The organism is Streptomyces sp. NPDC088915, assembly GCF_044749825.1.
Taxonomy (GTDB): domain Bacteria; phylum Actinomycetota; class Actinomycetes; order Streptomycetales; family Streptomycetaceae; genus Streptomyces.
In genome coordinates this window covers 222,526-240,597 of record NZ_JBIVIR010000013.1, presented here as the reverse complement: position 1 = coordinate 240,597, position 18,072 = coordinate 222,526, and the positions used below count along the sequence as shown (strand labels likewise).

At 74.7% G+C, this 18,072-nt stretch carries 17 protein-coding genes; 13 read left to right on the top strand and 4 right to left on the bottom strand.

Annotated elements, in window-relative coordinates:
• Nucleotides 1-82: 82 nt before the first annotated feature.
• The 8 genes from ACIP5O_RS23930 (at nucleotide 83) to hemL (ending at nucleotide 9,547) form a co-directional block, all read left to right on the top strand.
• Entirely contained in the window at nucleotides 83-538 is a 456-nt protein-coding gene (locus ACIP5O_RS23930) for a hypothetical protein (protein ID WP_401296495.1), read from the top strand.
• A gap of 180 nt (nucleotides 539-718) precedes the next feature.
• Nucleotides 719-1,498 carry an arylmalonate decarboxylase gene (locus ACIP5O_RS23925; protein ID WP_401296493.1) on the top strand — a complete coding sequence of 260 codons (780 nt, stop codon included), beginning with the start codon at nucleotides 719-721 and terminating at the stop codon, nucleotides 1,496-1,498.
• Nucleotides 1,495-2,790, top strand: coding sequence for an FAD-dependent oxidoreductase (locus ACIP5O_RS23920; protein ID WP_401296491.1), 1,296 nt, complete (start codon nucleotides 1,495-1,497; stop codon nucleotides 2,788-2,790). The genes ACIP5O_RS23925 and ACIP5O_RS23920 overlap by 4 nt, the downstream gene beginning before the upstream one ends.
• Complete coding sequence (locus tag ACIP5O_RS23915) at nucleotides 2,759-3,559, top strand: aspartate/glutamate racemase family protein (protein ID WP_356547203.1); 801 nt, start codon at nucleotides 2,759-2,761, stop codon at nucleotides 3,557-3,559. The genes ACIP5O_RS23920 and ACIP5O_RS23915 overlap by 32 nt, the downstream gene beginning before the upstream one ends.
• A gap of 193 nt (nucleotides 3,560-3,752) precedes the next feature.
• On the top strand, nucleotides 3,753-4,772 hold the full coding sequence (gene hemB / locus ACIP5O_RS23910; protein WP_388666799.1) for a porphobilinogen synthase: 1,020 nt from the start codon (nucleotides 3,753-3,755) through the stop codon (nucleotides 4,770-4,772).
• Between the two features lie 4 nt (nucleotides 4,773-4,776).
• The gene (gene hemA, locus ACIP5O_RS23905; protein WP_401296489.1) at nucleotides 4,777-6,135 is read left to right on the top strand and encodes a glutamyl-tRNA reductase; all 1,359 of its coding nucleotides are present in this window, start codon (nucleotides 4,777-4,779) and stop codon (nucleotides 6,133-6,135) included.
• Nucleotides 6,132-8,246, top strand: coding sequence for an acetate--CoA ligase family protein (locus tag ACIP5O_RS23900; RefSeq protein ID WP_401296487.1), 2,115 nt, complete (start codon nucleotides 6,132-6,134; stop codon nucleotides 8,244-8,246). The genes hemA and ACIP5O_RS23900 overlap by 4 nt, the downstream gene beginning before the upstream one ends.
• Nucleotides 8,243-9,547 carry a glutamate-1-semialdehyde 2,1-aminomutase gene (gene hemL, locus ACIP5O_RS23895; RefSeq protein ID WP_401296485.1) on the top strand — a complete coding sequence of 435 codons (1,305 nt, stop codon included), beginning with the start codon at nucleotides 8,243-8,245 and terminating at the stop codon, nucleotides 9,545-9,547. The genes ACIP5O_RS23900 and hemL overlap by 4 nt, the downstream gene beginning before the upstream one ends.
• A 69-nt stretch (nucleotides 9,548-9,616) precedes the next feature.
• Here hemL and ACIP5O_RS23890 read toward each other — a convergent pair whose 3' ends face one another.
• The gene (locus ACIP5O_RS23890; protein WP_365547247.1) at nucleotides 9,617-10,033 is read right to left on the bottom strand and encodes an organic hydroperoxide resistance protein; all 417 of its coding nucleotides are present in this window, start codon (nucleotides 10,031-10,033) and stop codon (nucleotides 9,617-9,619) included.
• Nucleotides 10,034-10,183: 150 nt separating this feature from the next.
• Here ACIP5O_RS23890 and ACIP5O_RS23885 point away from each other — a divergent pair, with 150 nt between their 5' ends.
• Nucleotides 10,184-11,323, top strand: a complete 1,140-nt coding sequence (locus tag ACIP5O_RS23885) for a CaiB/BaiF CoA transferase family protein (RefSeq protein ID WP_401296483.1) — start codon at nucleotides 10,184-10,186, stop codon at nucleotides 11,321-11,323.
• Between the two features lie 41 nt (nucleotides 11,324-11,364).
• Here ACIP5O_RS23885 and ACIP5O_RS23880 read toward each other — a convergent pair whose 3' ends face one another.
• Together ACIP5O_RS23880 and ACIP5O_RS23875 are read right to left on the bottom strand one after the other, a co-directional pair.
• A complete protein-coding gene (locus tag ACIP5O_RS23880) occupies nucleotides 11,365-11,889 on the bottom strand; it encodes a hypothetical protein (protein WP_401296482.1) in 525 nt (174 codons plus the stop codon).
• Between the two features lie 161 nt (nucleotides 11,890-12,050).
• Nucleotides 12,051-12,731, bottom strand: a complete 681-nt coding sequence (locus ACIP5O_RS23875) for a DedA family protein (RefSeq protein ID WP_401296480.1) — start codon at nucleotides 12,729-12,731, stop codon at nucleotides 12,051-12,053.
• A gap of 261 nt (nucleotides 12,732-12,992) precedes the next feature.
• Between ACIP5O_RS23875 and miaB the strand changes: the two genes are divergently transcribed.
• Nucleotides 12,993-14,513, top strand: coding sequence for a tRNA (N6-isopentenyl adenosine(37)-C2)-methylthiotransferase MiaB (gene miaB / locus ACIP5O_RS23870; protein ID WP_401296478.1), 1,521 nt, complete (start codon nucleotides 12,993-12,995; stop codon nucleotides 14,511-14,513).
• A gap of 372 nt (nucleotides 14,514-14,885) precedes the next feature.
• The gene (locus tag ACIP5O_RS23865) at nucleotides 14,886-15,593 is read left to right on the top strand and encodes a hypothetical protein (protein ID WP_401296476.1); all 708 of its coding nucleotides are present in this window, start codon (nucleotides 14,886-14,888) and stop codon (nucleotides 15,591-15,593) included.
• A gap of 124 nt (nucleotides 15,594-15,717) precedes the next feature.
• Here ACIP5O_RS23865 and ACIP5O_RS23860 read toward each other — a convergent pair whose 3' ends face one another.
• Entirely contained in the window at nucleotides 15,718-16,083 is a 366-nt protein-coding gene (locus tag ACIP5O_RS23860) for an antitoxin (protein WP_401296475.1), read from the bottom strand.
• Nucleotides 16,084-16,446: 363 nt separating this feature from the next.
• Here ACIP5O_RS23860 and miaA point away from each other — a divergent pair, with 363 nt between their 5' ends.
• Nucleotides 16,447-17,385 carry a tRNA (adenosine(37)-N6)-dimethylallyltransferase MiaA gene (gene miaA, locus ACIP5O_RS23855; RefSeq protein ID WP_401296474.1) on the top strand — a complete coding sequence of 313 codons (939 nt, stop codon included), beginning with the start codon at nucleotides 16,447-16,449 and terminating at the stop codon, nucleotides 17,383-17,385.
• 108 nt (nucleotides 17,386-17,493) lie between these two features.
• The gene (locus ACIP5O_RS23850; protein WP_401296559.1) at nucleotides 17,494-18,015 is read left to right on the top strand and encodes a hypothetical protein; all 522 of its coding nucleotides are present in this window, start codon (nucleotides 17,494-17,496) and stop codon (nucleotides 18,013-18,015) included.
• Nucleotides 18,016-18,072 lie beyond the last annotated feature (57 nt).

The window sequence follows — 18,072 nt, the reverse complement described above, 5'->3', positions numbered from 1 at the left end:
GCGCTCGCGCACGTCCGTTCCGTACCGCACTCGCATCCGTACCCGCACTCGCATCCGCACTCGCACCCGATGGGAAGTCGTCATGCCGCTGGTCGAGATAACCGTTCCCGAGGGCACCCTCTCCGAGGCCGCCGCGGAGGTCCTGCAGCAGCAGGTCGCCGACTCCGTGCTGAAGGCCATGGAGCTGCCCCGTACCGACTTCTTCACCGCCGCCACCTGGGTGTACGTCCGCGAGGCCGCCAAGGGCCTCGCGACCACCGGCGCCGGCACGCCCCCGGGCGTCCTGGTCGTGGTCACCCCCTTGGAGGGCTTCCTCACCCCCGGGCGCAACGAGGCCCTCTCCGTCGAGGCGACCAGATGGGTGCGGGAGGCGACCGGGCCCGACACCGTCGTCTGGCTCGTCGTGAACGAGGTCCCGGAGGGCAACTGGGCCGTGAACGGCGCACTGACCCGCCGCGCGAAGATCGACGAGTTCGTCGCCGAAGCGGAAGCCGAGGCCGAGGCCGCCGCGGCGGCCGAAGCCGGCCGAGACAGCTGAATTCCCTTCACGGAAAACATTTCCGCATTCCGGACGCCGCGGCGCCGCACCCATTCCGGGTGCGGCGCCGTTCGCTTTTGCACGGTCCGGACCACCGGGTGCGGAATCCCGTATCGATGTTCGATCCACTCCGCCCGTACGGTGATGTCAATGGCACCGACGGATCGGAGAGAAGCGCTCATGGCTCTGCATTCGGCGCCGCGACTCGGGGTGGTGGTTCCTTCCGGAAACGCCGCCGCCGAACCCGAGATCGCCGCCCTCGCCAGTCCCGCGTTCAACGTCCACACCTCGCGATTCCCGGTACTTCCCGGAAAGGACCTGCGGGGCCGTCTCGAAAAGTACAACGAGGTCCTTCCCGAAGTCCTGGGGAATTTCGGCGGGCTCCGCCTCGACGCGGCCGTCGTCTCCTGCACCGGCTCGCACTACCTCCTCACCCCGGACGGCGACCGCGCCCTCTGCGCGGAACTCTCCGAGCGGATCGGGGCGCCCGTGCGGTCCGCCGCGCTCGCCATCCTCGACACCGCGCGGGCCGTGGGCGCCGAACGGCTCGTCCTGATCTCGCCGTACGAGCCCTGGCTCACCGAACTGTCCCGCGCCTACTGGGAGTCGGCCGGACTGAAGGTCGACGAGGTGGTCAAGATCCGGGCCGGCGCCCGCTTCTCCCCGTACGACGTGGCCACCGGCGAACTCGTCGCCCAGGTGCGGGAGGCCCGGCTCCCCGAGGACGCGACGCTGCTGTTCACCGGCACCGGCATGTTCACCTTCGACGCGCTCGCCGAGCTCGGCCGGGACGGCGGGCAGACCCTGCTCACCTCCAACCTGGCGAGCGCCTGGTGGGCCCGGGACGCCCTCGGCCTCCCCGCCGCAGGCCCCGACGCGCATCCGCTGCTGCGCCGCCTCGCCGAACGGACCGGCGGCGGCCGGGACGCCTCCGGCCGCGACCCCGTGACCGTGCCGTGAGCGGTGACGCCGTGGGCGGTGGCGTCCCGGGCGGGGGCGCCGCGAGCGGTGCCGGAACCGCTCACCCGCCGGTCGCCGTCGTCGGCGCCGGGCCGGTCGGTCTGACCGCCGCCCTCGTCCTCGCCCGGGCCGGCGTCCCCGTGACCCTCCTGGAGGCGCGGGAGGAGCTGGCCACCGAGTCCCGCGCCTCCACCTTCCACCCGGCCACCCTCGACCTCCTCGACGAACTCGGCGTGGCGGCGGCCCTGCGCCGCCGGGGCCGTACGGTCGACCGGATCCAGTGGCGCGACCTGGACGGCGGCGTGCACGCCGAACTGGACTACGCCCTGCTCGCCGGACACACCGGCCACCCCTACCGGCTCCACGTCGAACAGGCCCGGCTCACCCCCCTGCTGCTCGCCGAGCTGACCGCGACCGGCCTCGCCGACGTACGGTTCGGGGCCGCCGTCACCGGCGCGACGGAGACCGGCGGCGGGGTGCGGCTGCGCACCGAGGACGCGGCGGGGCGGACCACCGTCACCCACCACCCGTACGTCCTGGCGGCCGACGGCGCCCGCAGCCGGCTGCGCGCGCTCGCCGGGCTCCCCGGCACCGCCGAGGTGTACCCGGACTACGCGCTCCGCGTCGTCACGCAGACCCCGCTCGACGAGCTGGTCCCGGGGCTCGCCGCCCTCGCGTACGTCCGCGACCCGCGCGGCTCGTACAGCGTGCTCGGGATGCCCGACCACTGGCGGTTCATCTTCCGGATCCCGCGCGGCACGGACCGGGACGGGGTGCTCGCCCCCGACGCCGTACGGGCCCGGATCGAGCACGCCCTGCCCGGCCCCGCCGGACGGGCCGTACGGATCGCCGACGCGCACACCTACCGGCTCGCGCGGTTCCTGCTGCCGCGCTACCGGGCCGGCCGGGTCCTCTTCGCCGGGGACGCGGCCCACCTGACCTCCACGGCGGGCGGACTGAACATGAACTGCGGCCTCCACGACGCCGTGGAGACCGGCCGGGCCCTCGCCGCGGTCCTGCGGGAGGGGCCGGGAGGCGAGGCCCTGCTCGACGCGGTCCTCGAACGGCGCCGCTCCGTCGTGGAGACGGCGGTCATCCCGCGCAGCGAGGCCCGTACGGCCGGCATCGGCAGTCCGGCCGAACTCCCCGCGCGGCTCGCCGCCCTGCGGCGGACCGCCGCGGACCCCCGCTCGGCCACCGACTACCTGCTCAAGGCATCACTTCTCGACGTCGCACCACGACCCCTGAAAGGTGAGGCACATGCGGATCTGGTTTCACAAGCACACCGTTGAAGGACGCCTGCCGCTGCTCGACCAGTGGTATCGCGAGCACCTCGACGCGATCGCCGCGCCCGGCACCACCGTCGACATCAAGACCCTGCCGGCCGACACGTACCCCGACCGCACCCCCTTCGGGCTCGTCGGCCACCACTCCGCCCAGGTGCTCTTCAGCCGCCACTTCTCCGAGTCCGCGCTCGTCGCGGAGCGGGAGGGCTACGACGCCTGGGTGATCGCCGCCGGCCAGGACCCCGGCCTGCGCGACGCCCGCCACCTCGCCTCCATCCCCACCCTCGGGTACGGCGAGACGGCCTTCTTCCTCTCGGCGCTCACCGGGCAGCGCTTCGGGGTCCTCGGCTTCATGCCGCCCCTGGAGGAGCCCATCCGGGCCAACATCCGCCAGTACCGCCTGGAGTCCTCGCTCAGCTCCTACGAGGTCGTCCCCGGCGGCTGGGACTCGGTGCACCGCTCCCTGGAAGGGGACTTCGACGAGTTTGTCGAGGTGTACTCGGCCGCCGCGCTGCGGGCCGCGAAGGCCGGGGCCGAGGTCATCGTCCCCGCCGAGGGCATCCCCAACGAGATCCTCTGGCACCTCGGCATCCACGAGCTGCACGGGCTGCCGGTGATCGACCCGGCCGGACTCGCCGTCAAGCTCGCCGAGACCCTCGTCCAGCTGGGCGAGCTGAAGCTCTTCCAGCGCAGCGGCCACGGCTACTGGTTCAGCCGCCCCGACGAGCCGGTCGCCAAGCACCTGGAGAAGGTCTTCCTCGGCTCGCCGCTCTAGGCCTTCCCGCGGGACTCGCCCAGCGCACCCGCGCCCCGCAGCGCACCCGCGCCCCGCGTGCCCGCGCCCCGCGTGCCCGCGCCCCGCGTGCCCGCACCTCGCGTGCCCGCGCCCCGCAGCACACCCGCGCCCCCCGCACACCCTCCACACCGTCACGCCCCGCACGCCGACACGTTCCCGAGGGAGTCACCCCATGACGTACGACGCCTACGGCCGCAACACCGCGGCCACCGACCCCGCCGCCCCCTACTACCGCCCCCGCCGGCTGCGCCGCACCCCCGCCCTGCGCCGGTTCGCCGCCGAGACCCGCGTCGGCCCCGCCAACCTCGTCCAGCCCCTCTTCCTCCGCGAGGGCCTCACCGAACCGCGCGAGATCCCCTCCATGCCGGGCGTCTTCCAGCACACCCGCGACACCCTCCGCAAGGCCGCCGCCGAGGCGGTCGCCAACGGGGTCGGCGGACTCATCCTCTTCGGCATCCCCGAGCACAAGGACCCCACCGGCACCGGCGCCGTCGACCCCGACGGCATCCTCCAGGTCGCCCTGCGCGACGTCGTCGCCGAGGTCGGCGACTCCACCGTGATCATCGGCGACATCAACCTCGACGAGTACACCGACCACGGCCACACCGGCGTCCTCGACGCCCACGGCGACGTCGACAACGACGCCAGCATCGAGCTGTACGCGCGGGCCGCCGTCGTCCAGGCCGACGCGGGCGCCCAGATCGTCGCCCCCAGCGGCATGATGGACGGCCAGGTGCGCCGCATCCGCGAGGCCCTCGACCGGGCCGGACACCAGTCCGTCGCCATCCTGGGCTACTCCGCCAAGTACGCCTCGCACTTCTACGGCCCCTTCCGGGACGCCGTCGAGTCCACCCTGCGCGGCGACCGCAAGGGCTACCAGCAGTTCCCCGGCAACATCCGCGAGTCCCTCCTGGAGGTCTCGCTCGACGTCGCCGAGGGCGCCGACCTGGTGATGGTGAAGCCCGCCCTCGCCTACCTCGACATCGTCCGGCTCATCGCCGACCACGTGCAGGTGCCCGTCTCCGCCTACCAGGTCTCCGGCGAGTACTCGATGGTCGAGGCGGCCGCCGCCAAGGGCTGGATCGACCGCGACCAGGTCGTCCGCGAGAGCCTCGCCTCCATCCACCGCGCCGGCGCCACCCAGATCATCACCTACTGGGCCTCCGAGTTCGCCCAGAGCCTGGACCGGTGACCCGGTGACCTCGCCCTCCACCATGCTGGTCCTCGGCATCAGCCACGCCAGCGCGCCGCTCGACCTCCTGGAGAGACTCGCCGGCACCGAACGGCCCGCCGAGGACCTCGTCTCCGACGCGACCTCCGTCGACGGGATCGACGCCGCCGTCGTCGTCTCCACCTGCAACCGCCTGGAGATCTACGCCGAGACCCGGGGCACCCCCTCCGACCCGGGTCAACTCGACGGTCTCGGCGAACTGTTCGCCCAGCACACCGGCGTCGACCACGAGGAGATCGCCCCGCACCTCTACCGCCACCACGCCGACGGGGCCGTGCGCCACCTCTTCGCCGTGGCCTCCGGGCTCGAATCGGTCGTGGTCGGCGAGGACCAGATCCTCGGCCAGGTCAAACTGGGCCTCGAACGGTCCCAGCGGCTCGACCGGACCGGCCGGGTCCTCGCCAAGGCCGTCCAGACCGCCCTCAGGGTCGGCAAGCGGGCCCGCAACGAGACCGGGCTCAACGAGGCGGGCCGCTCGCTCGCCACCGCCGGCCTCGCCTTCTTCGAGCGCCGGGTCGGCTCGCTGCACGGCAAGACCGCCCTGGTCATCGGCGCCGGCGCGTTCGCCGGGGTCGTCGTGGCCGCGCTGCGCCGCTCCGGCCTCGACCGGGTGCACGTCGCCAACCGCACCCCGGAGAAGGCCCGGCGCCTCGCGGAGACCACCGGGGGAGAGGGGTACGACCTCACGGACGTGCCCCGGCTCCTCACCGAGGTGGACGTGGTCGTCGGCGCCACCGCCGCCACCGGCCACCTCGTCACCGCCCGGGACGTCGAGGACGCCCTCGCCGCCCGGGACGGCCGCGAACTGTTCCTGCTCGACCTGTCCCTGCCGCACAACATCGCGCCCTCGGTGTCCGGCCTGCCCGGCGTCACCTTCGTCGACCTGCGCGCGATCGCGGAGGAGGGCCAGGAGGACGAGATCTCGGCGGCCAGCGTCCGGGCCGCGCGCGAACTCGTCGACGCCGAGGTCGAGCAGTTCCGCACCGGCCTCCGGCTCGCCGGGGCCACACCGGTCCTCACCGCCCTGCGGACGGCCGCCACCGAGGCGGCCGAGGCCGAACTCGACCGGCTCGCCCGCCGCCTGGAAGGGCTCGACGGCGCGGCCCGCCGGGAGATCGGCCGCAGCGTGCGCCGCATCGTCGACAAGGCCCTGCACCAGCCCACCGTCCTGGTCCGCGAACTGGCGGCGGACCCGGACGGCGCCCGGCACATCGCCGCCTTCACCCGCCTCTTCGCGGCGGCGGAGGACACCGGGGTGACCGGCGCGCACGACCCGAACCAGAAGAACGACCCGAACGAGCAGAAGATCGAGGCCATCGCATGAGTGACATCTCGGCCCTCTGGGAAGCCGAATCCATCGCCGTCATCGGCGCCAGCGAGCGCCCCGGCGCCCTGGGCCGCAAGCCGCTCGACTACCTCCTCCGGTACGGCTACAAGGGCCGCGTCCTGCCGGTCAACCCGCGCTCCCCGGAGATCCTCGGCGTCCCCGCGTACCCCAGCGTGAAGGACGCCCCCGGCCCCGTCGACCTGGCGCTGATCATGGTCTCCGCCGAGCGGGTCCCCGGCGCCGTCGACGACTGCGTGGCCGCCGGCGTCAAGCTCGCCGTCATCGCCTCCTCCGGCTTCGCCGAGACCGGCGAGGAGGGCGCCCGCCTCCAGGCCGAGGTCGTCGCCAAGGCCCGCGCCGGGGGCCTGCGGATCATCGGCCCGAACTGCATCGGGGCCGTCGGCTACGAGAACCGGGTCCTCGCCACCTTCAGCCCCCTCTTCGGCGCCGAGTCCGTGCCCTTCGAGCCCGGCACCCTCGCCTTCGTCAGCCAGAGCGGCGCCCTCGGCTTCGGCGCCGCCAGCCTCGCCCTGGAGCGGGGCCTGCGCCCCGGCTGGGTCGTCAGCACCGGCAACGACGCCGACGTCACCGCCCTCGAAGTCCTCCGCGAACTCGCCGCCGTCCCCGAGGTCACCGGCCTCCTCGGCTACCTGGAGGACACCCCGGACATCGGGACCCTGCGCGAACTGGCCGGCTCCGGCAAGCCCGTCGCCCTCCTCAAGTCGGGCCGCACGGAGGCCGGTGGCCGGGCCGCCGCCTCCCACACCGGCGCCCTCGCCACCGACGACCGGGTCCTCGACGCGGCCCTGCGCGGCCTCGGCATCGTCCGCGTCGAGGACATTGACGAACTCCTCGACGTGGCACGGGCCTTCGAGTCCGAGCGCCGCCCCACCGGCAACCGGGTCGCCGTCGTCACCACCTCCGGCGGCTCCGGCATCCTCGCCGCCGACGCCGTCGAGGCCCACGGCCTGGAGCTGAGCGCCCTGGAGCCCCGCAGCAAGGAGGCGCTCGCCGAGATCGTCCCCGCCTTCGGAGCCATCGACAACCCGGTCGACATCACCGCCACGGTCCTCAGCGACCCCTCCCTCTTCGACCGCTCCCTCGACGTCCTGATCGCGGACGAGACCGTCGACATCATCGTCGCCGCCTTCTGCGTGATGGCCGGCCCCGACGTGGAGAAGGCCGTCAACGCCCTCTCCCGCGCCGCCGAGAAGGGCGGCAAGCCGATCCTCGTCGCCCGCACCGGGGCCGACTTCCTCGCCCCCGACGCCCCCCGCGACCTGCGCGAGGCCGGACTCCCCGAGTACCCGACGCCGGCCCGCGCCCTGCGCGCCGCCGCCGCCCTCTGGGAGGTCGGCCGCCCCCGTACGCTCCCGGACGCGCCCCGCCCCGGAGCCGTGTCCGGACCCGCCGCCGGAGTCACCGAGCCGGAGCTCAAGAGCCTCCTCGCCGACGCCGGCATCGCCGTGCCGAAGGGCCGGATCGCGAGGGACGCGGCGGACGCGGCGGCGGCCGTGACCGAGGTCGGCGGTACGGCGGTGCTCAAGGCCGTCGTCCCGGGCCTGCTCCACAAGACCGAGGCCGGCGGCGTCGAGCTCGGCGTCACGGCCGGGGCCGCGCCCGAGGCCTTCGCCCGGCTCGCCGCCCTCGGCGGGCAGGTGCTCGTCGAGGAACAGGTGGACGAGGGCGTCGAGTTGATCGTCGGCGTGCACTCCACCGACCTCGGCCCCGTCCTCACCGCCGGTCTCGGCGGGATCTTCACCGAGGTCCTGGACGACGTCGGCCACCGGCTCCTGCCGCTGGCCCCGGGCGAGGGCGCCGAACTCCTCGCCGGGCTGCGCGGCGCGAAGGTACTCGCCGGGGCCCGGGGCCGGGCCGCCGTGGACGTGGAGGCCGCCGCCGACCTCCTGCACCGGGTCGGCGCACTGGCCCAGGACTGGCCGACCGGCTTCGCCCTCGACCTCAATCCGGTCCGGGTCCTGCCGAAGGGCGCGGTCGTCCTGGACGCGGCGCTCACCTTCGAGACCTCCGCCGACGAGGAGGCCTCCTCCTCCGACGCGGCCCTCGTCTCCGGCGCGGCTCTCGTCTCCGAGGAGGCCGGCCGATGAGCGGGAGCACGGAGACGAACAGCAGGGCGCTCTTCGAGCGGGCCCGCAAGGTCACGCCCGGCGGCGTCAACTCCCCGGTCCGCGCCTTCGGCGCCGTCGGCGGCACCCCCCGCTTCATCGCCTCCGCCGAGGGCCCGTACCTCACCGACAGCGACGGCAACGAGTACGTCGACCTGATCTGCTCCTGGGGCCCGATGATCCTGGGCCACCGCCACCCGGCCGTCGTCGAGGCGGCCACCCGGGCCCTGGAGCACGGCACCTCCTTCGGAGCGCCGTCCACCGGCGAGGTCGAACTCGCGGAGGAGATCACCGACCGGGTCGCCCCCGTCGAGCAGGTCCGCCTGGTCTCCTCCGGCACCGAGGCGACCATGTCCGCGATCCGCCTCGCCCGCGGCTTCACCGGCCGGAGCAAGATCGTGAAGTTCGCGGGCTGCTACCACGGCCACGTGGACGCCCTGCTCGCCTCGGCCGGCTCCGGCCTCGCCACCTTCGCACTGCCCGACACCCCGGGCGTCACCGGCGCCCAGGCGAGCGACACGGTCGTCCTGCCGTACAACGACCTCGCGGCCGTCGAGAAGGTCTTCGCCGAGATCGGGGACGAGATCGCCGCCGTGATCACCGAGGCGGCCCCCGGCAACATGGGCGCGGTCCCGCCGCTGCCCGGCTTCAACGCCGGCCTGAAGGAGATCACCGCCCGCCACGGCGCGCTCTTCGTCTCCGACGAGGTGATGACCGGCTTCCGGGCCAGTCGTTCCGGCTGGTACGGGCGGGACGGCGTCGCCCCCGACCTGCTGACCTTCGGCAAGGTCATGGGCGGCGGCTTCCCGGCGGCGGCCTTCGGCGGCCGGGCCGACGTCATGGGCCACCTCGCCCCGGCCGGACCCGTCTACCAGGCGGGCACCCTCTCCGGGAACCCGGTCGCCACCGCCGCCGGTCTCGCCACCCTGCGGCACAGCACTCCCGAGGTGTACGAGCGGCTCGACCACGTCTCCGCCACGATCGGCGCCGAGGTCTCCGCCGCCCTGACGAAGGAGGGCGTGGCCCACCGGGTCCAGTACTCCGGGACCATGTTCTCCGTCTTCTTCACCAGGGACGAGGTCGTGGACTTCGACGGGGTGCGCGCCACCGAGTCGTACCGCTACACGCCCTTCTTCCACGAGCTGCTGCGGCGCGGCGTCTACCTGCCGCCCTCGCCGTTCGAGGCCTGGTTCGTCTCGGCCTCGCACGACGACCGGGCCGTGGGCCGGGTGGTCGAGGCGCTCCCGTTCGCGGCGGCGGCCGCGGCGGCGGCGAAGCCCTGACGGAGGGGCCGGAGACGGAGAGAGCCCCCGTGGTCGAGGACCGCGGGGGCTCTCCCTCCTGTGCGAACGTCACGCGGCGAGGTTCACCCGCACGTCGACGTTCCCGTCGATCGCCTTCGAGTACGGGCAGCGCCCGTGCGCCGCGTCGGCGAGCCGGCGGGCCTCGGCGGGGTCGAGACCGGGCAGTTCGACGGTGAGGACCACCGACAGGTGGAAGCCGCCCTCCTCCTTGTGCAGGGAGACCTCGGCGACGACCGTGTCGTCCGCGAGCGCGACCTTCGACTCGCGCGCGGAGACCCGGAGCGCGCTGTGGAAGCAGGCGGCGTACCCGGCGGCGAAGAGCTGCTCGGGGTTGGTGGCGGTGCCGGACCCGCCCACGGCCTTGGGGCTCGACAGCGGCAGGTCCAGCAGCCCGTCGGAGGAGCGGACGGCGCCGTTGCGCCCGTCTCCGGTGGAGGCGACCTCGGCGGTGTAGACGACGGCCATGCGTCATGCCTTTCGAAAAGGGGACGGGGAATTCCCCCAGTCTCGGACGGAGCCGAATTCCCGGCGCTACGGATCTCCGCAGTCCTTTCCGCACGGCCCCCGAATACCGTGGAAAACGTCAACCAGTCTTATGCGGATAGGGAGTTCACCATGGCGGGACCGCTGGCCGGAGTGCGCGTACTGGAATTCGCAGGCTCGGCGCCCACCGCGTTCGTCGGCACCGTCCTGTCCGGTCTCGGCGCCGACGTCGTACGGATCGACCGCGCGCCCGCGCCCACCGCCACCCCCGACGCCGTACGGGCCGACCGGGCCCCCGCCGCCCCCGATGCCGTACGGGCTCCCGACGCCCCCCGCCCGCCCGAGAACCCCCTCTCCCGGGGCCGCCGCTCCGTCGCGCTCGACCTCAAGAGCCCCGAGGGCGTCGAGCGGGCCCTGGCGCTCGCCGAGCGCGCCGACATCCTGGTCGAGGGCTTCCGCCCCGGGGTCGCCGACCGGCTCGGCCTCGGTCCCGAGGCGGTCCACGCCCGCAACCCGCGCCTGGTGTACGGGCGGCTCAGCGGCTGGGGCGGGCACGGCGAGTGGGCCGGCCGCGCCGCCCACGACCTGGCGGTCCTCGCCCTCACCGGCGCCCTGGACACCGACCCGGCCACCGGGGACCCGGTGCTCCCCCCGACCGCGTACCTCTCCAGCTTCGCCGGCGGCGCCAACGTCCACGTGCAGGGCCTGCTCGCCGCGCTCCACGCGCGGGAGCGCTCCGGCCGGGGCCAGGTCGTCGACACCGCCCTCGCGGACGGCGCCGCCCTGATCTCCACCCTGATCCACCAGTGGCGCGAGGTGCCCGGCAACCACACCGTCACCGACGCCCCCCACTACTCCCTCTACGCCGCCGCCGACGGCCGCCACCTCGCCGTCGCCGCCATCGAGCCCAAGCTCTACCGGGCCCTCCTGGAACAGCTGGGCCTCGCGGACGCCGAGGACCTGCCGGACCGCGCCGACCCGGCCTCCTGGCCCGGGCTGCGGGCCCTGATCGGCGCCCGCTTCGCGACCCGGGACCGGGACCACTGGGTGAAGCTCTTCGACGCGGTGGACGCCGGGGTGGCCCCCGTCCTCACCCCCGAGGAGGCCGCCGCCCACCACCAGCTGGCCGCGCGCGGGGCCTTCGTGGCGGTCGGCGACTCCGTACAGCCCGCCCCGCCCTCCCGCTTCGACCGCACCCCCGCCGACGCGCCGGGCCGCGCCCCGCTCCCCGGCGAGCACACGGAGGAGGTCCTCGCGGAGTGGACCCGCTGAGCGGTCCGACCCCCCTTTTTTCGCGCCCCCTACGCCTCCGGCTACGACTCCAGGTAGCGGAGCACCGCCAGGATCCGCCCCTGGACGTCGAGGAAGAGCAGCACGCCGCCGAGCAGTGCCTGGCCGAGCAGCTCGTCCCGGCCCAGGGTGCCCCGGACCGCCCCGGCGGCGAGCAGCCAGGCCAGGAACGCGCCGAAGCCGAGCAGGGCGACGACCACCCCGCAGAGCAGCCCCGTGCCGACGCGGACCGTCAGATAGCGCAGGACCTTCCGGTCGGAGGCCTCGTAACGCTCCGGGAAGCGGTCGCCGAAGAAGACGGAGCGGCGGGCCCGTTCGAGGGCGGCCAGCCGCCGGGCGCCGGCCGTCAGGACCTCCAAGGCGGCGGGCCGGGTCCGCGGCCCGAGCAGGAGCGGGCCGAGGAACGCGCCGGTGACGAGGAGGCGGAGGGCGCCGGCCAGGGCGGTCGCGCAGCCGAGGAGGGTTCCCAGGACGCGCGACGGAAGGAGACGGAGGGGCGCCCGGACGACGGCCCCGTCCTCCCCGATCCCCGCCAAGTCCCCCTGCACCGAGCCCCCTTGCGCGCACGCCGACACCAGTGGGCCCGCGGGAGCCGGACAAGATCGCCGGCCCGGCGTGGGGAGCGGAGTCCGTACGGGGAGCGGAGCCGGTACGGAGAGCGGAGTCGCTACGGGGAGCGGAGCCGTACCGCCGGGGCGGAGGGCCGGGCTCACGAGGCGCGCCGGTGCCGGGCCCCGGCGCGGCCGCGCAGCCGGACCGCCACGTAGGCCGCGACGGCGGTCAGGGCGAGGACCAGGACGGCCTTCGACAGGACGCCGACGTATCCCTCCACGAGGTCCCACCGGTCGCCCAGCCAGCAACCGGCCGGCACGAGGACGCCGTTCCAGACGAGACCGCCGAGCGCGGTGAGCGCGACGAAGCGGGGCACCGGCATCCGCTCGACACCGGCGGGCACCGAGATCAGGCTGCGGAAGATCGGCACCATCCGGCCGAAGAGGACCGCCTTGGTGCCGTGCCGGGCGAACCACTCCTCGGTGCGGACCAGGTCCGAGGCCTTCACCAGGGGCAGCCTCGCCCAGATCGCGTGCATCCGCTCCCGGCCGAAGAGCGCCCCGATCCCGTAGAGCGCCACCGCCCCGACCACCGAGCCGAGCGTCGTCCAGAACAGCGCCGACGCCGGGCTCAGCACGCCCTGCCCGGCGGCGAAACCGGTCAGCGACAGGATGATCCCGCTGGGCAGCGGCGGGAAGAGGTTCTCCGGGGCGATGGCGAGCCCGGCTCCCGGACCGCCCAGCGTGTCGGCGAGCCCGGCGGCCCGGCCGGCGACACCGCCCGCGGGCTCACCGGCCGGGGCCGGGGGCGTGGAGTGGACGAGGGAGGCGATCGGCATGGCAGGACTCCAGGACTCCAGGACTCCAGGACTCCAGGACTCCAGGACTCCAGGACTCCAGGACTTGAGGGCGACGGTCGGGGCTCCGGGGACCTGCGCCCCGGCACCCCTCCACGCCAGGAATCCGGCCTCCCCGCCGGTACGGGGCTTCCCGCCCGACCGCCCTGCGGAAAACCGCGGGGTGCGGGGGAGGCCGCCGGGGACGCCGGGCGGGCCCGGACGCCGGGGCGGGGGCCGCTCCGGAGCGCCTACCCTTGACGCATGACGAGCAGCAGCGACCGGAGCACCGCAGTGAGCGTTGACGGCACCAAGACCTACGAGATCCGCACCTACGGGTGCCAGATGAACGTCCACGACTCCGAGCGGCTCTCCGGTCTGCTGGAGGAGGCGGGTTACGTACGGGCCCCCAAGGGCGCCGACGGCGACGCCGACGTCGTCGTCTTCAACACGTGCGCGGTCCGCGAGAACGCCGACAACAAGCTGTACGGCAACCTCGGCCGGCTCGCCCCGATGAAGACCACCCGCCCGGGCATGCAGATCGCCGTCGGCGGCTGTCTCGCCCAGAAGGACCGCGACACCATCGTCAAGAAGGCCCCGTGGGTCGACGTGGTCTTCGGCACGCACAACATCGGCAAGCTGCCGGTCCTCCTGGAGCGCGCCCGCGTCCAGGAGGAGGCGCAGATCGAGATCGCCGAGTCCCTGGAGGCCTTCCCCTCCACGCTGCCGACCCGGCGCGAGTCCGCGTACGCCGCCTGGGTCTCGATCTCCGTCGGCTGCAACAACACCTGCACCTTCTGCATCGTCCCGGCCCTGCGCGGCAAGGAGGAGGACCGCCGGCCCGGCGACATCCTCGCCGAGATCGAGGCGCTGGTCGCCGAGGGCGTCTCCGAGATCACCCTGCTCGGCCAGAACGTCAACGCGTACGGCTCCGACCTCGGCGACCGCGAGGCGTTCTCCAAGCTGCTGCGCGCCTGCGGGCAGATCGAGGGCCTGGAGCGGGTCCGCTTCACCTCCCCGCACCCCCGCGACTTCACCGACGACGTGATCGCGGCGATGGCCGAGACGCCGAACGTGATGCCGCAGCTCCACATGCCGCTCCAGTCCGGCTCGGACACGATCCTCCGGGCGATGCGCCGCTCGTACCGGCAGGAGCGCTTCCTCGGCATCATCGAGAAGGTCCGCGCGGCCATCCCGCACGCCGCCATCTCCACCGACATCATCGTGGGCTTCCCCGGCGAGACCGAGGAGGACTTCCAGCAGACGATGCACACCGTCCGCGAGGCCCGCTTCGCGAACGCCTTCACCTTCCAGTACTCCAAGCGCCCCGGGACCCCGGCGGCCGAGATGGAGGGGCAGATCCCCAAGGAGGTCGTGCAGGACCGCTACATGCGGCTCGTGGCGCTCCAGGAGGAGATCTCCTGGGAGGAGAACAAGAAGCAGGTCGGCCGCACCCTGGAGGTCATGGTCGCCGAGGGCGAGGGCCGCAAGGACGGCGCCACCGACCGCCTCTCGGGCCGCGCCCCCGACAACCGCCTCGTCCACTTCACCAAGCCGGACGGGGACGTGCGCCCCGGCGACGTCGTGACCGTCGAGATCACCTACGCCGCCCCGCACCACCTCCTCGCCGAGGGCCCGGTCGCGTCGGTGCGCCGCACCCGCGCGGGCGACGCCTGGGAGAAGCGCACCGCCGAGAAGCCGAAGGGCGTCCTCCTCGGCCTCCCCAAGATCGGCGTCCCGGCCCCCCTCCCGACGGCCGACGCCCCGGCCTGCGGAGCCCACTGACCCGACGCCGCGTGCGGCGGGGGCGCGGCGGTGTGTGCGCCGGGAGCGAGCCCTCGTGTACGCCGGGAGCAAGCCCTCGTGTACGTCGGGGGTGAGTTCTCGTGTACGCCGGGGGCGCGGCCCCGTGTCCCGCCGTCGCCCCGGAACCCGGGTCCCGGCTCCCGGTTCCGGACTTCGCGCGGGACGGGCGCCGGGCGAGTGTCCGGAAGTGCCGGGACGGGTGGTGAGCGGGCGTCCGGAGGTTTCCGGGCCCGCCCCGATCGTCCCGGGAGCCGTTCCTCCGGGGATGCCGTCCCCGGTCGTCCCGGGAGCCGTTCCCCCGGGATGCCGTCCCCGGCCGGCACCGGTCCGGGGCGCAGTAAGGTGCGGATCATGCTTGTCGCCGCAGCCGTCTGTCCCTGCCCGCCGCTCCTCGTGCCCGAGGTCGCGACCGGCGCCGCCCCCGAGCTGGACGCCGTGCGGGCCGCCTGCGCGGACGCCGTCGGGCTGCTCGCCGCCGCCCGCCCGGACCGGCTCTACGTCGTGGGGCCCGCGGCCGACGGAGCCGGAGGCGTCTTCCCGGCCGGTGCCACCGGCTCCTTCGCCGGATTCGGCGTCGACCTCTCCGTACGCCTCGGTGACGGCCCGGCCGGCGACCGCCCCCTCCCCGTCCCCCTCGCCGTCGGGGCCTGGCTCCTCGACCGGGCCCGCTGGGCCGGCGCGCCCGTCGAGGGCCTGGGAGTGGGGGAGCGGACCCCGGCCGAGGCCTGCGCCGACACCGGCCGCGGGCTCGCCGCCTCCGCCGACCGCGTCGCCCTCCTCGTGATGGGCGACGGCAGCGCCTGCCGGACCGTGAAGGCCCCCGGCTACCTCGACGAGCGGGCCGCCGGCTTCGACGCGGAGGCCGTCCGCGCGCTGGGCGCGGCCGACGCGTCCGCGCTGCTCGCCCTCGACGCGCGGCTCGCGCACGAGCTGAAGGCGTCCGGCCGGGCCCCCTGGCAGGTCCTCGCGGGCGCCGCCGAGGGCGCCGGACTCGCCGGCCGGCTGCTCCACGAGGACGACCCGTACGGGGTCGAGTACGCCGTGGCCGCCTGGTCCTGAGCGCCTTCGGAGCGCTCCGGGGGCGCCCCTGGACACGACGACGACGGCGGACGGCCGCGGAGCACGTCGCTCCGCGGCCGTCCGCCGTCACCCCGAAAGAGCTGCCCGCCGAGCCGGGAAACCGTCAGGCGGCCGGCGGTGGCGTCACACCACCGCCACCGGGGGCGCCACCGGTCCCGGGAGCGCCACCGGCCCCCGGCATCCCGCCGGTCCCGGGCGTGCCGTCGGTCCCGGGCGTGCCACCGGTCCCGGGCGTGCCGCCGGTCCCCGGAGCGCCGCCCTCCTTGTGGCCCATCCGGTCGATGGCCTCCTTGGCCTTGCCCGTACCGGAGTGGATCTTGTCGCTGTACTTGCCCTTGGTCTTCTCGTCGACCACCTTCGCGGCCTTGTCCAGGCCCTGGTCGATCTTCTCCCCGTGCTGCTGCGCCAGATCGGCGACCTTGTCCTTGGCCGGGGCGAGCTTGGCCTTCAGCGAATCCAGGAGACCCATGGGGCACCTTCCCTCCACGGACCCCCGCGGGCCCGTCCTCGTGTCCTGCCCCCAGCACCCGGGGGCCTGCCTACGCGCCTTCGGCCGCCCGGGCGCCCTTGTACGGTCCGCGTGCCCGCTCTTCCCCGAAGAACTCGCTCCTCCGGAAAACGCGCGACCCGTGTCCGTCCTCTTGCGCCGCTCAGGGCGAGAACCTACGGCAAAACCTTGACAAAACACCCATATCCATCCCTCAGCCTACTCGGAGGGAGGGGCCCCCGCGACGACCGGCGGCGGGGCGCCGCGCACGGGGCAACGAGCCCGGCCGCAGCCCGTCACGCGACCCGTTCGGGGACGGGCCCGGAGGTTTGGGAGACTGGGTCGGTGAGAAGCGCAGCTCCCGCCCCGCGGGTCATCGCCGTCGTCGGCCCCACGGCAGCCGGAAAGTCCGATCTGGGTGTGTTCCTGGCCCAGCAGCTCGGCGGCGAGGTCGTCAACGCCGACTCGATGCAGCTCTACCGGGGGATGGACATCGGGACCGCCAAACTGACGCCCGAGGAGCGCGGCGGCGTCCCGCACCACCTCCTCGACATCTGGGACGTCACCGAGGCCGCCAGCGTCGCCGAGTACCAGCGCCTCGCCCGCGCCGAGATCGACCGGCTGCTCGCCGCCGGCCGCACCCCGGTCCTCGTCGGCGGCTCCGGCCTGTACGTACGGGGGGCCGTCGACGCCCTGGAGTTCCCCGGCACCGACCCCGCCGTCCGGGCCCGGCTGGAGGCCGAGCTCGACGAGCGCGGCTCCGGCGTCCTGCACGCCCGGCTCGCCGGGGCGGACCCCGAGGCGGCCCGCGCGATCCTGCCCAGCAACGGGCGCCGCATCGTCCGGGCCCTCGAAGTGATCGAGATCACCGGCAAGCCCTTCACCGCCCACCTCCCCGGCCCCGACTCCGTCTACGACACCGTCCAGATCGGCGTCGACGTGGCCCGCCCCGAACTCGACGAACGGATCACCACGCGCGTGGACCGGATGTGGGAGGCCGGCCTCGTCGACGAGGTGCGCGCCCTGGAGGCCCGGGGCCTGCGCGAGGGCCGCACCGCCGCCCGGGCCCTCGGCTACCAGCAGGTCCTCGCGGCGCTCGCGGGGGAGTGCACCGAGGACGAGGCGCGGACCGAGACCGTCCGGGCCACCAAGCGGTTCGCCCGCCGCCAGGACTCGTGGTTCCGCCGCGACCCGCGCGTGCACTGGCTCAGCGGGGCCGCCGACCGCCGGGGGGAACTCCCGCGAGAGGCGCTGTCGTTGGTCGAACGAGCGGTTACAGCCTGATCACGTGATGGCATCGGGACGCCCTGCCCGTCATTTCGGCGGTCGGGAGCGTGCCATCATCGAGCATCGATCGACCAAGTGGAGTCCGAGTGGGGAGGGCGCGTGGCGATGGAGGCCGGCCCTCGCGACAGAGAACAGCACGACGCGGTCCTGGGCGGCCCGGCGGCGGACCCGTCGGGTGAGGCACCGGGACGCCCCGGGCGCCCGGTGGACGACGCTCCGGTCGGGACCCCGGGACTGACCCCGGACGGCCCCGACGACGCGGTCGGCACCGCCGTCGAGGTGGACGCCGACGAGGTCGAGGTCGAGCTGCGCCCCCAGCGGCGGCTGCGGATCTGGCAGCTCGCCCCGATCGTGGGCCTCGCCGCCGTCGGCTCGCTGATGTTCGCCTTCCCGCTCGCCTTCGGCTCCGGGGACGGCGGCGCCGTCGTCGCCATGCTCGGCCTGCTGATCAGCTCCTGCGCGGCGGGCTGGGGCGTGATGGCCGCCCGCAAGGTCGGCCACACCTGGCCCGGCCTCCCGGCGCGCGGCTCCGGCGAGCGCCCCGACTGGCGCGTCCTCGCCCTGTACGTGGCGACCATCGGAGCCCTGGTCACCCTCGCGGTCTGGCGCGTGGCCCGCCTCCGCTGAACCCGCGCTCCCGCACCGTGGCCCGCCTCCGCTGAACCCGCGCCCCGTACAGTTGAT